This is a genomic window from Streptomyces sp. SN-593 (assembly GCF_016756395.1).
GTDB classification, from domain to species: domain Bacteria; phylum Actinomycetota; class Actinomycetes; order Streptomycetales; family Streptomycetaceae; genus Actinacidiphila; species Actinacidiphila reveromycinica.
The window spans coordinates 3,597,755-3,613,504 of record NZ_AP018365.1; the positions used below are offsets into that span (position 1 = coordinate 3,597,755).

A 15,750-nucleotide genomic window follows, 5' to 3' on the forward strand; every position below is an offset into this window, starting at 1 on the left:
AGGTTGCCGCGTGGAGATCAAGGCATCGACAGCAGCGACCAGAGTCGTAGCTCCGCGCACCTCAACGGGGTTCGAGTACACGTTCCCTGCGATCCGCGGCATCCAGGCAGGGCGCGAGTATTACGTCTCGATGTGCCCCCTGCGCCTGATCCCAAAGATCTTTATCTTCGATGAAGACGAGCTCTCACCGGAACTGCGCGCCCAGCGGATCCTCAATAAGGGGCGCCTCCCGACACTCACGAAGTACATTCTGGATAATCCAGGAGATTACGTCTTCAGTGCTTTGACCGCATCCGTCGACGGCGACGTGGAGTTCGACCATCTCGGCTCCGACGGCAATGCTTTCCGTACCGGGCAGCTGCGCATCCCCATGGACTCTCGCTTCCTGATCAACGACGGCCAGCACCGGCGCGCGGCCATCGAGCACGCCCTCAAGGAGAACCCGGACATCGGCAACGAGACGATCGCCGTTGTCTTCTTCCATGACGAAGGGCTCGCCCGCTCGCAGCAGATGTTCGCGGACCTCAACCGGCACGCGGTGCGTCCGGCCCGGTCCATCGGCGTACTCTACGACCACCGGGACAGCGAAGCCCAGGTCGCGCGCGCACTGGCCAGCCAGTGCAAGGTCTTCAAGGGCTACGTCGAGATGGAGAAGAGCACCCTCTCCGCCCGTTCCCGGATGATGTTCACCTTGAGCGCTCTCTACTACGGCACTCAGTCCCTCCTCCAGGGCCTGGAGATCGAGGCAGACACCTCAGCCAAACTGGCGCAGGACTATTGGGAGCACATCGACACGACGCTTCCCGAGTGGGAGATGGTTCGCAAGCGAGAGCTCTCAGCACCTGAGATGCGGCGCGATTTCATCCACAGCCACGGAATCGCATTGCACGCTCTCGGCCGCATCGGAAATTCCCTATTTCGGAAATCCACTGCGCCCAGTAAATGGAAACGGAAACTCTCCCCTCTGAAAACGGTCGACTGGACTCGGTCGAATCCAGACTGGGAGGGCCGTGCCATCGTCGGCGGCCGCGTTTCCAAAAGCCACCAAAATGTAGCTCTTACAGTCAACTACCTGCGCAATCATCTGCGCCTCGGCCTCAGCGCCGAAGAGCAGCGGGTAGAGAACGCATACCTGCGAGGCGAAGCATGAGCACCATCCCTCTACAACTCGGCATCACGCCTGTCCGGCGGAAGCCGTTCGACGGACAACCCCTCGAAGAGGTCATCGCCAAGCTCTCAGACGAAGTGCGTGAGCTCTACACCGCCGACCAGGTGCCCTGGGTCATCGGATATAGCGGCGGCAAGGACTCCACCGCGGTCCTTCAGCTCGTATGGAACGCCATCGCCGCTCTGTCGCCGGAGCAGCGCACCAAGACGGTCCACGTCATCAGCACCGACACCCTCGTCGAGAACCCCGTCGTCGCCGCGTGGGTGACGACATCCCTGGAGACGATGGAGAAAGCTGCCGCCGAGCAGGGCCTCCCTATCGAGCCTCATCGCCTGACGCCCGAGATAAAGGACACCTTCTGGGTCAACCTGATCGGTCGGGGCTACCCGGCGCCGCGCCCCAAGTTCCGCTGGTGCACCGAGCGCCTCAAGATCAAGCCCTCCAACTCCTTCATCCGGAACGTCGTGGCAGCACATGGCGAGGCGATCATGGTGCTCGGTATCCGTAAGACCGAGAGCCAGGCGCGCGCCCGTGCCATGGAGAAGCATGAGAAGCGTCGCGTCCGTGATCGCCTCTCCCCCAATGCAAACCTTCCCAACTCCCTTGTCTATAGCCCGGTCGAAGACTGGGCCAACGACGACGTCTGGGAGTACCTGATGCAGAAGCCCAACCCGTGGGGCTACAACAACCAGGATCTCCTCACCATGTACCAGGGCGCCTCCGGCGATGGCGAGTGCCCCCTCGTGGTCGACTCGACCACTCCCTCCTGCGGCTCCAGCCGCTTCGGGTGCTGGACATGCACGCTTGTCGAGCAGGACAAGTCGATGTCGGCGATGATCCAGAACGACGAGGAGAAAGAGTGGATGAGGCCGCTCCTGGACCTCCGCGACAAGCTCGACGCCCCGTTCGGCTACTTCGAAGAGGGCGAGGAAGGACTCCCCGTCGGCCGGAAGCTCCCGTACCCCCGCCCTGACCAGCCGGCGCGAGACTTCCGCCGCATGAACGGCAAGGTCATGGTCTACACGCGCCGGACTGACGGCGAAGAGGTCCCGATCCACGGCCCGTACCTGCAGAAGTTCCGCCAGGACTGGCTCAAGGACTTGCTGGACGCCCAGACCTGGATCCGCGCCAACGCGCCGGAGCACGTCAAGAACATCGAGCTGATCACCCTCGACGAGCTACACGAGATCCGCCGCATCTGGGTCTTCGACAAACACGAGGTCGAGGACTCCCTCCCCCGTATCTACAAGGAGTCCACGGGCGAGCACTTCCCGGGTGGGCCTCTGGACGAGCAGCTCGTCATGGGCGCTGACGAGATGGAGCTCCTGAAGGAGCTCTGCGGGGACGACGACCTGCACTACGACATGGTCCGTGAGTTGCTCTCCGTCGAGCGCAAGTACCGGACAATGTCCCGACGTGCCGGCCTTTTCCAAGCTCTGGAGACTGCGGTAAAGAAGGGCTACTACGAGAACAGCACCGACGCCATCGACTTCGCACAGCGCAAGAACAAGTGGCGTGACGAATCGCCGACCCATCTGACCCTGGACGAAGAAACCGATATCGATGCTCCTGCGTAAGATCACTCTCGAAGAGTTCGGGGCTTACCGCGGCACTCAGTCGCTGGATCTGACTACCAAGAAGAACAAACCGATCGTCCTCATCGGCGGACTCAACGGCTGCGGCAAAACGACCCTTCTTGACGCCATCCAGCTGGCGCTGTTCGGGCCGCGAGCACGGTGCAGCGGTCGAGGCGGCAAGTCGTACGAGACGTACCTTCGCGAGAGCATCAACCGGCAGGCGGACCCCACTCGCGGTGCACAAATTGTCCTGGAGTTCACGGTCACGGTGGACGGCACGGAGCACTATTACAAGGTGGTCCGCAGCTGGCACACCAGCGGAAAGACAACGCTCAAGGAGTTCGTGAACGCGTTCGTCGACGAGGAGTACGGTTCCAGGGCGAAGTCGGGGCGCCGTGTCGAACCTGAGCTGAAGTACAGCCGGGTTCTCAGCCAGGAGTGGGCCGATCACATCGAGAGCCTGCTCCCCCTCGAAGTCGCCTCGCTATCATTCTTCGACGGAGAGAAGATCGAATCGCTCGCCGACCCTGAGCGCGCGGCATCGGTCATCGAATCGGCCATCCACTCGCTGCTGGGTGTCAGCACCGTCCAGCAGCTCCGTACGGACCTGCTGGCGCTCCAGCGCCGGCAGAAGTTGTCGGACGAAGAGCAGCACTTGATGGACAAGATCCGCGCTGAGGAGCAGGAACAGCAGACGGCCGATGCCGCTCTGGAGAACGCAGAGCAGCAGGCAGCGCAACGCAACAGCGAACTCGGCAAAGCTCGGCGCGCTCTCGAAACGCTGGAGGCAGCCTACAAGCAGGAGGGCGGAAACCTCTTCGAGCGCCGAGTCGAGATCGAGCGCGAACACGCTGAGATTTCCGCTCGCCTCGCCGAAATCCGCAGCTCTCTCATCCAGTTGGCTGCTGGCCCGCTTCCGCTTCTCCTGATGGGAAGCCACCTCAAGGAGCTGCGGACGCAGGCCGGTCGCGAGCGGACGGCAGCCGAGTCTCACCAGGTGCTCGGAGTACTCGAAGAGCGTGACCAGTGGCTGCTGGACATGCTCCCTGCCGAGGCGAAGACCGCCGTGATGGGGAAGCTGGAGGTTGACCGCGCCAAGCGCGCCAAGTCCGCCGGTCTCAAAGTAAATCTCGGCCTTTCCCCGGACACGATTCCCCAGCTGTCGGCACTCGACGAGGCACTCAGTCGGGACCAGGCACGAGCTGTCGAGCTCCTTCAGCAGGCCGCGGAAGCCGCCGATGAGCGTGTGCAGCTGGAGCGCCAACTGGCAGGCGTACCGGCCAAGAGCAAGGTCGAGGCCATTCAGAAGGAACGAGAAGACCAGCTCCAGGAAGTCGCACGGCTGGAACGGGAGTACGAGAGCAACCTCAACAGCGTCGACGAGTTGAAGCGCCGCCTCGCATACGTGTCTGCCTCCCTGCAGCGTGCCCACGAAGAGTTCGTCCGCACCAAGGTGAAAGCCGAAGAGGTCGAGCGGATCATCAAGTACTCGGAGAAGGCCCGGAAGACACTGGATCAGTTCGGCGATGCCCTCCTCAAGCGGCACATCAGCCGCCTCGAGGTAGCAATGCTCACGAGCTTCCAGACCCTCATGCGTAAGCAGGGGCTGGTGACCGACCTCCGCATCGATACTGACAAGTTCACGCTCACCCTGGCTGACACCGACGGAGATCCGATCGACCCCGGCCGTCTCAGCGCGGGCGAGCGCCAGCTACTCGCCGTCTCCCTCCTCTGGGGCTTGATGAAGGTCGCCGGCAACCACCTGCCCAGCGTCATCGACACGCCGCTCGGCCGGCTCGACAGCCGTCACCGTGAGCACTTGGTGGACCGATACTTTCCATACGCCAGTGACCAAGTCCTCCTCCTCTCCACCGATGAGGAGATCGACGAATACCTGCTTGGCCGCCTCAAGAAGTCCGTCGCCAACACCTACACACTGGTCCACGACGACACCACCTTCACCACCAGCGTCATCGAGGGCTACTGGTGGAACGTAGGAGCCAGCAATGTCGCTTGAGAACATCCGCCTCGCCACCCCGAGCAAGGACCGCCTGAGCCGTCTGAAGCGCACCACCGGCATCACCCATTGGAACGTCCTGTGCCGATGGGCCCTGGCCCTCTCCTTGGCGGACGCCTCTACCCCACTGGTTCGTGAGGTCGTCACCGACTCCAACGTCGAGATGTCCTGGAAGACCTTCGCCGGACCCCACGGCGACCTCTACCTCGCCCTGCTCAAGCAGCGCTGCGTGGCCGACGGACTGGAGCCGACGGACGAGAACGTCTCCAATACGCTGACGATCCATCTGGCGCGAGGGATCGGCTACCTGGGGGCTCACAGGAAGATGACGGCGATCGAGGGGCTGATCGGAGCCGTGGCAACCGTCTGAATTGATATGAATCGCCCGATGCAGGGCCGATTGGCCTACGCGGGTCGGCCATCTCCCACCCTCCGCAAGATGGCGATCAGTCATCAGACAACACGGATCCACATCACGAGTCCTTCCAGCATTGTCTCTCCAGGATGAGAGCGGTGCGGTGGTGGCCGTCTTCCGGTTCCTGCTGCAGCGACTTCTGCGGGAGATCCGCCAGGACTTCAAGCCGGCAATGCCCCGCTCGACGGGGCCGCGAGCGTGGACGAGTGCACGGTTCAGCGTCAGCTCGGTCGGTGACATTTCACCGCCGGGCGGGCGGCGAATCGCAGTGGTGACCGCGGGGCCAGCGCAGACGAGACGTCAGCGTTTGTGGGAGTAGCCGGCCCCCCAGTCCCCAAGTACGTGAGAGCAACGAGGGCACGCGGTACCGCAGATGGACGGCCTAACAGACACGGTGAACGGTCTCGGGCGAAGGACGGGACTCCATCGCTGCGACCCTCACCCTGCATCTCGGGCAGAGCCGGTGATCAGTCCAGGGCGACTTCACGGCCGCCCGGCGCATACAGGCCGACGTGCCCGCCGAGCGTCGGGTCCTCGACTTCTCCAACTAATTCCGTGATGCGCCGGTCCCGGCCGCAGGGACTAGGAAGATCAGCGCCTGCCAGGCCCTGAGCATCCAACGTCCACCACGCCTGATCTCCCCAAACTCTTACGCAGGGGCAGACGGTCCGGGCGGTGGCGCGTGTGCAGACCTACTTCGACAGCGCGGGGCTGGACCGCGCGTCATGTTTCGACAGGCGTGGGTACTTTCGTAGTCGACGCCCGAAACGTCAAGGACGAGAACATGAGGGTCTTCCCTTGGCCACTGGCACAGTAGGTTTCACGGTGACGACAAGGCAGCCCATCCTCACCGCGCTTCACTGCCCCAGGGGCACGCTATGGGGGATCGCGCCCCCGTTGCCTCGCGAGAATGCAGTTCTGGCGAATCTTCCGCAGAGTTCACTGCACCCCAACGCGTCACTTGCTGCTCTTGAACCTGGACTGACAGCAGGAAACCTTCATGCGGCCCGCCATACAGCACGCTATGCCAGCATGACGGATCCGCGTGCACTATTCAGGTTTCCGGCTCGAAGTCGCATTTGACACCAGCCGGTTGCCCATTATCAGACTTCTGGCTCCCGCGCCGGAGAATCGCTAGAACTCTATCAGCTCCGACGATTTTCGGCCGATACCCTCGATACCCTCTGTGACGAAATCGCTATCATCGCCATGGCGTGCGGCATCCGGCTTTGCCACTTAGGGATCCAGACGTCATTCTGAATGAAATCGGAACGAAGATTTCCGAGGCTCAGGGCGATCTCCGCACGCACCACTCGATGCTCGATCGAAGTCAACCTCATTAGGATGCCTCTCCACCTCATGCGCGCGCCATCGCCCGGACCAGCAGCTTTAGGGTATCGGTCGGGGAGAATCGGACCTTCCGCCCTTCCTCGATTGCAGTTATGCTCCAAGCCGTACCGTTCGCGAAGCGCACTGCAACTTGCCGTACTGCTGCATGCGCATGGTTACGCATGTCGCAACGGCGGCTCTCGATCCATGGAATTTGAATTTATGAATCAAAAACCGTGACTGCCAGCTACCGATAGCCGTGGGTGAGATGTCTCGTTCCAAAGCGGTAGGTGACTCCAATGGTGAAAGGGTTTCCCCCGTTCATGGTCACTCCTCTTCCTCCTGGCTCGCTACAGCCGAGGGGAAGAGCTAAGGGTTGTCCCGTAACTGCCGTCCGCGGGTGGGATGATCTTGGTGTGGCTGGTGTGCTCACGGCGTCGGAGCCGTCCTGGATAGCCCCGTTCACCGGGCTGAGCCCGCGCGCCTTCGGGAAGCTGGTGACAGTGTTGCGGCGCGAGGGTGCGGACGCGGTCCGCAAAGGCAGGCCGTGGGGCCTTCCGCTGGAGGACCGGGCTCTGCTGGTCGCGGCGTACTGGCGCACGAACCTGACGATGCGACAGCTCGCCCCGCTGTTCGGGGTGTCGAAGTCTGCGGCGGACCGGATCATCGATCACCTCGGGCCGATGCTCGCGCTCCAGCCCCGCAAGCGGTTCGCGAAGGACGCCGTGCTCATCGTGGACGGCACCCTGGTCCCCACCCGCGACCACACGGTGGCCGAGCCGTCGAAGAACTACCGGTACTCCACCAACCATCAGGTCGTCATCGACGCCGACACCCGCCTGGTCGTCGTGGTCGGCCGGCCGCTCGCCGGAAACCGCAACGACTGCAAGGCATGGGAGGAGTCCGGTGCCAAAGCCGCTGTCGGCAACACGCTGACGATCTCCGACGGCGGCTACCCGGGCACCGGACTCGTCATGCCCCACCGCCGACGCAACGGCGAAGACCTGCCCGAGTGGAAGCAGGCGCACAACACGTCCCACAAGCAGGTCCGCGCCCGCGTCGAGCACGTCTTCGCTCGCATGAAGACCTGGAAAATCCTCCGCGACTGCCGCCTCAAAGGCGACGGCGTCCACCACGCCATGCTCGGCATCGCCCGGATGCACAACCTCGCCCTCGCCGGCTAGGCCAGCGAGCCGTACGTCAGCCCGCCCTACCCGAAACGACTCGAAGATCATTTACGGGACGGCCCTTAGTTGGGCTCAGTTGTCACCTGCTACGTGGAAACCGCATGAGCCCGAAGAAGAGAGGAGCAACGTGCACAATCCGGTTGATGGCGATCGCTGCTACACCTCGGCGTGCCTGCGGGATGAAGATCAGAGCACATCTGATCGTCAGATCAACGAAGATCCCCCGAAAGGGTATGTAACTCCGGCCACAATCACGGCTGTTGCTACCCTGGTCACTTCCCTGGCCGCACTGATCACGGCCTTCCGGTAGCAGAAGCACGCCGTCAGGAAGCGGGTGAGTTGAAGGTGCTGTCGGCTGACCATCTGGGAGCACCTTCAGCAGCTTGTCAGGAGTCGCATAACTGCTTAGTGCACACTCGAAATCAGCGGATCAACGGGAATGAAGTACTCCGATTCTAATGGACACTCGATTCCCTGAGGGGATCAAGTCATGGCTCGCCCGTCTCCTCGTCCTGCCGAGCTGAGCGCGGTACGAATGCCTGCGGAGATCCGCTATAACTCGCCACCGAGTGGGCCGCAATGAAGGCGGGCGCCGCGAAGTTGGGCATCGATGCCGCGGCCACGGCAGTGCGGGTCGACTGGTTCAACAATCAGCGGCTCCCACACCGCTATCAGAGAGATTCCGCCACACGAACACGAGACTAACTACTTCGCTCCACATCAAGCCCAAGTGGCAGGCTGGAGTCAACTCAGAAATTCTCCACCGATCCCAGAGCGCTTCATTTCCTGGCACCGAGTTCAGGGAAAAATTCGCGCTTTCCGCTGCGGAAAAAGGCGATTCCAAGCCTGCCTGGTACCGCCTGAGCGCTCTGGAGACGACCAGATCAATGGAGTCCCAATCGGGATTCTACCTCACCAACGACCCGAGCCGGATCAACATTGAGCACGTGTTCCCGTAGGACGCCACGGAAGCCGACTGAGAGGAATGCATGAAGAGGATCGGCGCAAACAGGACGCCGCTAGCTGGCGCTACTCGTTTGGAACACGGCGCTCGTTAAGGCTCTAGGCAACTTCAAGATCAGAAACAAGTCATTCGCCGAAATGCCGTGGTCTTCAAGGCGTCAAACTTCGAGCTGACCAGAAGATCAACGAGAAGGCGAGTGCACCCCGGGCCGAATTCGACTTCGGCACACCGTCCTTGCCAGACTCGCGGTCAAGACCTGGCCCCGCTGAGGCGGACCGGGTTGGCAGCCGAACGGATTCCGGCTGCCAAGCCTGCCCTGAAGAAGCGGCTTTACCAGTTCAGATCAGCGCTGGCGAGGATGTCGCCAACATCGTCATTCTCATCCTCCAGCGGCGGGGTCTTAAGCCCTTCGAGGACAAGATTCGAGATGATCGTGTCAAGGTCCTGGTCGGACTGACGGTGCATAAGAGTCTGCAGGTGGGACAGGCCGGCGTTCGCATACTCCTCGAAGATGAGTACCCGATCGGGCTGGCGATCCGCGCTGAGGATCTTCGGGTCGTCGGGGCACTCGACGGCTCCGAGCATGTCGAGGAGCACCTCCCCGTAGTCCCGGCTCTCCATGAGCGCGAGGCGGATCGGCTCGTCAGCATGTTCGAACGGCTTGCGCTCGCCTCGGCGGCGGCCGAGCAGCGCGGCGAACATCATCGCTTCGACCATGGTCGCGAACGTCCCGGTCTTTCTGTCGGTGAGCTTACCGAGCAACTCCTCATGCTCTTTGGGACGGCGGAATCGGTCCGTGTAGGCCATCAGAGGATCACCCTCTCCAAAACTGTGTGTTCGAAGTCGCCGTGTGACACGTACGGAACCTCACGGTTGTTGATGACGATCGTCTCTTCGCCCGCCGAATGGTTCGATGTGAAAGAGCGCAGTACGTACATCTGATTGGCGGCCTGCTGGAGGTTTTCCAGAACCTTGCCCCGCGCCTGCGACTGCGAGAGCAGGGTGATGATCTGGGACGTTAGCGCCGGCAAGGCTTTGGAGATCTCTTCCTGATAGGTCAGGTCGAGGTTGCCGAAGGGGGCATCCATAACGACGGGGTAGACACCGCCGTTGCCGGTCTCGATACTCGCCTCCCCCCTGTTCTTCTTCCGGGCACTGATGTTCCTGGCAACCTCGGAGACCGCACCGACGAAGCTGAGGCCGAGAATCTGGTTCTCACCGGTGGAGCGGATGGCCACTCCGCTCGCGGTGTGCAGCTCCAGCTCAAAGTCGTCGTTCAGCTCGGGTACATAGCTCTTGATGAAGATTCGGGAGAAGACATCTTTGACCTTCTTGTCGAGCTGGTCACGTACCTCCTCGGTCTTGATCTCGAGGATTTCCCTCAGCGCGGCACGCACGTTCTCGACGAGCTCGACCTGCTTCTGAATCTTGCGGGCCTTCTCGCTCTTGCCCTCTGCATTCCGGTACTGGCGGCCTGTGGCCTCTTCCTCCTGCTTGATCGAAGTGACCCTGTTCTCTGCCTCCTTGTGCGCGACGCGGGCGTCGGTCTCCTTGGAGGCGTAATTCTTCCGGCGCTCGATGAGGCGCTGAACATCCTGGATGTTCACCCCTTCCAACTGTCGATCCACATCGGAGCGTTCCGCTTCCAACTCGCTGATCTCGGCATCTGCCTTCTGAATGTCGGAAGCGTTGAGGGTGAGCTGCTCCAAGATCTCCTGGCGCCTCTCCTCCAAGTTCTTCATCTTTCCGCTGACCCGCATCCAGTTCTCCTGTACATCCTCGAGACCAGCGTTGTATTTGCGCTTGTCCAGCTCCTCGTACTCCTGGGTCCCCTTACGGACCTCACGTCCGCACATGCACAGCTGGGCTTCGAGGATGTCCTCGATGAAGCTGCGCTGGATGCCTGCGGGAAGCTGTCGACGCTCTCGCATCTCGTCCGCGAGCTCAATCACCTTGGTGTCGATCCCGCCGGTCAGAGCCAGGAAGCCGTGCCGCGACAGCAGTTCACGCTTACGGCTCTTGAACTCCATGTGCCGGTCGTGCGCGGCCTTGATTCGTCGTGTCAGCGAGTCCCGCTTCTTCTGGAGCGGCTCTGCCTCCCTGTTCTGAAGTAGAGCGCGGTCAATGGACTGGACTTCCTTCTGGAAGGCACTGATCTCGCCGGAGAGACGCAGCATCTCTGCCACCTCTTCCTTCTGGCGGGTGGCGAGTTGGTCCATATGGTCGGACAGCTGCTTCAGCCTGCTGTCCTCCTTGGAGTCGATCTCGCTGGCAAGCTTTCGGGAGACCTTCGGCAGATCTTCCAGAGCACGCTCGATCGATTCCAAGTCCAGAAGGGTCTTAATGGCCTCCTGGACCTCCTGGTTCTTTCCTTCGCCTTCCCGCTTCACGTCGCCGGAGAACATCTTCTCCATGCGCTCACCGTTGAAGAAAAAGAATTGACGCAGGCCCTTGGGTAGGATCTTCTCGATCCGGTCCTGCCCGTTGAGGATGCTCTGGGCTTCGCCGTCCGTCCCGATCTCCGTAACCGTCAGGGCAGGCTCGACGGGCTCCTGCTCCGCTTTCTCCTTGATAACGGTGACGTGCCGGACCACGGAGAACCGGGTCCCGTCGTGCTCGAAGTCCAGCCGCACCGAGGCAGTGACGTCCTCCTCGAACGCGGTATCCGCCCATACCTTGTCGTGAATGATACGGTGCTGCTGCTCCACATCGTCCGAGAATGTGCCATAAAGAGCCCAGGCGAACGCATTGAGCAGGGTGGTCTTACCAGCCCCGTTGTTTCCGAAGATGAGGACAGCGGGCTTGCCCTCCTCTACCGACAGGTCGAGGACTTGCTCGCCATAGAAAGCGCGGAAGTTCTTCAGCGTCAACTTAAGCAATTTCACTTGGTCAGCTCCCTCACGGCGTCGACGATCTTCGGGACGACCTTGGTCGTCTCCCTGATGTGGATGTTCTCGTTCTCCAGATCGATGACCTTCTGGACGAGAATCCTGGCTTCCCGTGGCAGCTCGTTCAGGACGTCGCGCACCGTTCGCGCGCGAGGCTGGTCGGCTGTTTCGTCGCTCACGGACTACTCCTGGCTCGAGGTAGCGGTACGGAAGGTATGGGGTAGTTGCAGTGGGGCTTCAGGTGTCGAAGAGGCCGTAGCGCTCTCGCACGGGGCGGAGGACGTTGAGGGTGTCCCCCTCGTTGTCCGCGAGGAAGGCGAACTCCTCGACACGGGCCAGCTCGCGGCGGAGAAGGCTGCGTTCGGTCTCGTACCGGATCGCATCCCCGCCCGCGGGCGGCACGACGACGAAGTCGATGATGTCCGCGCGTTCCTTGCCGGGCGCCTTGCGCAGGACGCGGCCGCGCCGCTGGATGAACTGTCGGGGATTGGAGGAGCTGGACAACAGGTAGGCGGTCCGGGAGGCCGGGACGTCCACGCCTTCATCCAGACAGCGCATGGACGAGATGACCTGGAGGTCATTGCTCTCAAAGCGGCGCAGGATGTCCAGGCGGGCAGAGCGCTTCGTCTCCGAGGTGTAGCGGGCAGCGGGCATGCGAAGCTCGTTGCCGACCATCTCCATGACCTGGTCAATCTGGCGCGGGCCATCGGTGCCGTGCTCGTAGAGGAGCGGGTGCTTGCCCTCAGCGCAGTAGATCAGCTGGTGGCTAGTGTCCCGGCGCTTCTCGAGCTCTGCGTTGAGGATCTCCAGCTTGCCGTGGGCATGGCCGATAATGTCGGCGCGCTTCTTCAGGAGTCGGCCGAGCGGGCTGTCGCGGTCGGCGGTCTCCTTCAAGTCCGTGCCGGCCGCGATCAGGCGGGCGATCTTTGCGCTGGTCTCTGCATACAGCTCGGCCTCTTCGTGGTCCAGCTCCACGAGGATGGGTGTGTAGGTGTAGTGGCACAAGGCGCCGCGCCCGATGGCTTCGCCGATGCCCATCTCGAAGACGACTCGGTCGAAGTAGCCGGTGAGGGCCTCGGTGCCCTCCTCGTCGAACCAGCGCTCCGGGGTGGCTGAGAGACCTAGGCGGTATTGGGCCTTCTCCGGCAGGCGGGTGCGCAGGTGCGTGGCGCCGAGGTTGTGGGCCTCGTCCGCGATGAGGAGGAAGTGCCCGCGGTAGGAGCTGAGCAGGGTCTGGAAAGCGTCGCCGCCGAAGGTGGCGTTGGTGGTGACGATGACGCCCCCCCGGGTACCCCTCAGGGCGATGCTCTGGAGCAGGCTGTGGGCCCGCGGGGACCATTTACTGGTCGACTCGTAGGCACGCAGCGGTGTCACGCCGAACCACTCGATGTCCTTGGCCCACTGGTCGACCAGATGCTGGTACGGGGCCACGATGACGGTGAGGAGTGAGGCGGACTCGTCGTTCTTCCGCAGGAACGTGCCGAGCTGGGCGGCGGCTGAAAGAGCGGTCAGGGTCTTACCTGTGCCGGTGGCCATACGGAGAATGCCTCGGCACTGGTTGTGGAACCAGTTCTGGACGGCTTCCTTCTGGTAGTCGCGGACCTCCAGGCTGGGCGGGATCGCAAGCGTGCCGGGCGGAGGCAGTGGTGTGGTGCGGATAGGGGTTCCACCGCTCGGCAGGTCGTCCAACTCGTACCGGTCGGCGGTGGCCCGTGCGCTGCGCTCGACGATCACCTTGGCGGCCTCGGTGAACGGGATAACGCGCAGTATCTGCGTGCGGTTCTCCCAGAGGTCTTCAAAGTCTTTGCCTATACGCGCGGCTCGACGTGTGTCGCTTGGGTCCCAGCTCCGGTAGACCTCGATGGCCTCGAAGTTTCCGACCAGACCGGAGCGGGTCTCGTTGGCGCTGCCCTTGAAGGCAATGACATCCCGGCCGTCCCGGAAGACGCCGATCTTCTCGTGGTACATACCGACGCGGCCACGTTCTTCGATATATGCCAGCTTGAAATCGACTCGGTTCTCGGCGACCAGTTGTCCGAGCTTGCCAAGGCCACGGGCTGCCCGCGCGTCCTCGACCGCGTGCTCCAGGTCGCGGAGGGCAGCACGCTGGAGGACTTCGCGCAGCTCGTAGCCGTTCTCGATGTCCTTGATATCGGCCGGGGCAAGGTAGGGGGAGGCGATGATTCGCATGGTGCCGCCTCGCGCGGTGAACTCGTCGATCCCCTGCCCGAGCGTGGCAATCACGGACGCAGCGAAGTAGCCCACGGCCCGGTCGTATGCGGTGGAGGCTGCGAGGGCGGGCAGGTAGAAATCCTCGACAATATTGTTGCGGTCGCTGCGATAGTCGGACTCCGCGCCGCAGTCGCGGAGGAAAGGGGGAGCAGACATCAGGTCAAGCCCAGGTGGTCCATGAGGTCGTCCACGTCGGGGGCCTCGTCGACTGGGCGGGGCTGCTGCTCGGCCGACGCGTCGGTCTCAGCAGTGCGGTCTGCGGGGACAGCTGCTTCCTCGGAGCCAGCGTCTAGGTCTTCGCCTATACGACGGACGATCCCTCCGCGTGCGGTGAAGGGCGCTATGGACATTGCGGCCCGAAGACTGGACTCCTTGATGTCGAAGTCTCGGCGGAGGAGCTCCACGACCCTGTCTGCCTTAACCTGGCCGCCGTGCGCATCTACCATGTCGGAGATTAGTTCCTTGATCGGCTTGTACACCGGGAGGTGCCATTCGGTGAGCGCCCACTGGTTCCGCTGGCTCCGGCTGAAGCGGGCATCCCCTTCCATCTGCTGCCGGAGATACTGAATCCCGATGGTGACGCCCGTGCGCTCCTTGAGATCCTCGACAGTCAGCGGGGTGTCTGCCTCGCGCAAGGCAACCTCCACCTTGTCCAGGCGCTCGCGCTCACGCTGTGGCCCACCGCGCGAGCCGACGACGCCGGTCGAGACGGACGCTCCTTCTTCTGAGGAGGAATCTTCCTGGGCCGAGATCGCTGCACCGGAGGGTGCAGTCGTGTCGGAACCGTCCTGGAGGCACCATGCTCCCCTGGCCGTGATCGCGAAGCGCGCATCCGTAAACAGCACTTCCGTCACTTCTCTCTGAGGCACGACTCCGTCCAGTGCACCCTCGATGAGCGAGGTGCTCATGCCCTCAGCGCAGCGTTCGAGAAGCTGCGCGATGAGGTCCCCGGGCGACGCCTCCAGACCCGCCTCGCTTGCATCCGCCAGCGTTCCTGCAAGCGGGATGGATGCGTCACTCTCTGCTCTCCTGTTTTTCACCTCCTCGCTCGCACTCGAAGAGCTATTACCCTCCGTAGTAATCGACTCCGTCGAGAGTTCTTTGCCTCGCACTGCCCGACGCCTCTCGGAATCGGTGGAGCGATCTGGCACAACCCAGCCCTCGCCTGCGGTGAAGGTGGTGTCGCGGAGCATGCGGGAGACCACTCCAAGCTCCCCGTCTGCCGTTTCCGCCGCGCCGAGGAGGTCACCGAGAGTGAGAATTCTCTCGCCTTTTTTATTTTTTAGGAGGAGGGTGGACAGCTGCTCAACAGTCTCATACAGCCCGTCAGACACGACATCGGTCTCAGCCGGCTCAGGCTTGGAGCGAGCCAACGAGATCTGGTTGCCCTCGCAGTCAAGTCCGCAGTGGATCAGCCACTGGCGCAGAGTGTCGAGATCGCTGGGGACAGACACCTGGCGGGCGTTAAGGAGAGCGGAGGTTGTCGACAGACTCATCACCTCGTCGACACCAAGATCGAGGGCTATTATCGTGGCGGCGCCGCACTCTTCCAGATCATTCATGAAGATCCACTGTCCGGTCGGGGACTCGGAGGTGGTCGCGTCCAGCCAGCGCATGCCGGTGAACAGTCGGAGGACGGTGAGTCTGTTCCCAATGTTCTCGCCAAGCCAGGCGTGGCGGTCCAGAAACGAACTGACGAGGCTAGGTTTCCGCAGGTCAAGCTCAGCGTTCTCTGTCCAGGCACGGAGTATCGGATCCCCCTCGACACTGCGATTGAACTCGTCCATAAGGAAGTTTCGGCACTGCCGCGCAGTCTCCCGAAGGAGGGCATGCTGAGAAGCAAGCTCGTACAACGGAACCGGAACCTCTGCGCAGAAGTGCTGCAGGACGAGGTCCCGGTTGAAGTTGCTGAGCCCCTTGTACCAACGGTCGAATACGTTCATGGCCTGCAGAGGTAGGGGCGGACGGACGGT

Annotated in this window: 10 protein-coding genes and 1 pseudogene; 5 read left to right on the plus strand and 6 right to left on the minus strand. The window is 62.4% G+C overall.

What is annotated here, in order from left to right; genetic code table 11:
- The first annotated feature begins 10 nt into the window (after positions 1 to 10).
- Genes dndB through dndE form a run of 4 tightly spaced genes read left to right on the plus strand, consistent with a single transcriptional unit; the run spans position 11 to position 5,132 of the window.
- Positions 11 to 1,150, plus strand: coding sequence for a DNA sulfur modification protein DndB (gene dndB, locus RVR_RS14840; protein ID WP_237404752.1), 1,140 nt, complete (start codon positions 11 to 13; stop codon positions 1,148 to 1,150).
- On the plus strand, positions 1,147 to 2,745 hold the full coding sequence (gene dndC, locus RVR_RS14845) for a DNA phosphorothioation system sulfurtransferase DndC (protein ID WP_202234305.1): 1,599 nt from the start codon (positions 1,147 to 1,149) through the stop codon (positions 2,743 to 2,745). Before dndB ends, dndC begins: the two co-directional genes overlap by 4 nt.
- Positions 2,732 to 4,762, plus strand: a complete 2,031-nt coding sequence (gene dndD, locus RVR_RS14850; RefSeq protein ID WP_202234306.1) for a DNA sulfur modification protein DndD — start codon at positions 2,732 to 2,734, stop codon at positions 4,760 to 4,762. Before dndC ends, dndD begins: the two co-directional genes overlap by 14 nt.
- Positions 4,752 to 5,132: a DNA sulfur modification protein DndE gene (dndE, locus tag RVR_RS14855; protein WP_202234307.1), complete on the plus strand. Its 381-nt coding sequence runs from the start codon at positions 4,752 to 4,754 to the stop codon at positions 5,130 to 5,132. Before dndD ends, dndE begins: the two co-directional genes overlap by 11 nt.
- Positions 5,133 to 5,279: 147 nt before the next feature.
- Here dndE and RVR_RS37575 read toward each other — a convergent pair.
- Positions 5,280 to 5,465 (minus strand): annotated as a pseudogene (locus RVR_RS37575) (IS5/IS1182 family transposase); the annotation flags it as partial.
- 1,457 nt (positions 5,466 to 6,922) lie between these two features.
- Between RVR_RS37575 and RVR_RS14860 the strand changes: the two are divergent.
- Entirely contained in the window at positions 6,923 to 7,690 is a 768-nt protein-coding gene (locus RVR_RS14860) for a transposase (RefSeq protein ID WP_202234308.1), read from the plus strand.
- A gap of 1,297 nt (positions 7,691 to 8,987) precedes the next feature.
- Here the strand turns inward: RVR_RS14860 and RVR_RS14865 are convergent.
- From RVR_RS14865 to RVR_RS14885, 5 genes are read right to left on the minus strand one after another with little or no spacing between them, the layout of a single operon-like run.
- Positions 8,988 to 9,464, minus strand: a complete 477-nt coding sequence (locus tag RVR_RS14865; RefSeq protein ID WP_202234309.1) for a DNA phosphorothioation-associated protein 4 — start codon at positions 9,462 to 9,464, stop codon at positions 8,988 to 8,990.
- Complete coding sequence (locus tag RVR_RS14870; protein ID WP_237404753.1) at positions 9,464 to 11,527, minus strand: AAA family ATPase; 2,064 nt, start codon at positions 11,525 to 11,527, stop codon at positions 9,464 to 9,466. Before RVR_RS14870 ends, RVR_RS14865 begins: the two co-directional genes overlap by 1 nt.
- Before the next feature lie 11 nt (positions 11,528 to 11,538).
- Positions 11,539 to 11,724: a hypothetical protein gene (locus RVR_RS14875; RefSeq protein ID WP_202234311.1), complete on the minus strand. Its 186-nt coding sequence runs from the start codon at positions 11,722 to 11,724 to the stop codon at positions 11,539 to 11,541.
- A 58-nt stretch (positions 11,725 to 11,782) separates the two neighbouring features.
- Complete coding sequence (locus RVR_RS14880) at positions 11,783 to 13,933, minus strand: DEAD/DEAH box helicase family protein (protein WP_202234312.1); 2,151 nt, start codon at positions 13,931 to 13,933, stop codon at positions 11,783 to 11,785.
- Positions 13,933 to 15,720 (minus strand): hypothetical protein, encoded by a 1,788-nt coding sequence (locus RVR_RS14885; protein WP_202234313.1) that lies wholly within the window; start codon positions 15,718 to 15,720, stop codon positions 13,933 to 13,935. The genes RVR_RS14880 and RVR_RS14885 overlap by 1 nt, the downstream gene beginning before the upstream one ends.
- Positions 15,721 to 15,750: the final 30 nt, after the last annotated feature.

Coding starts and splice junctions, on each gene's coding strand:
- dndC (WP_202234305.1), top strand. CDS start 1,147: ATGAGCACCATCCCTCTACAACTCGGCATCACGCCTGTCCGGCGGAAG.
- dndD (WP_202234306.1), top strand. CDS start 2,732: ATGCTCCTGCGTAAGATCACTCTCGAAGAGTTCGGGGCTTACCGCGGC.
- dndE (WP_202234307.1), top strand. CDS start 4,752: ATGTCGCTTGAGAACATCCGCCTCGCCACCCCGAGCAAGGACCGCCTG.
- RVR_RS14865 (WP_202234309.1), bottom strand. CDS start 9,464: ATGGCCTACACGGACCGATTCCGCCGTCCCAAAGAGCATGAGGAGTTG.
- RVR_RS14880 (WP_202234312.1), bottom strand. CDS start 13,933: ATGTCTGCTCCCCCTTTCCTCCGCGACTGCGGCGCGGAGTCCGACTAT.
- RVR_RS14885 (WP_202234313.1), bottom strand. CDS start 15,720: ATGAACGTATTCGACCGTTGGTACAAGGGGCTCAGCAACTTCAACCGG.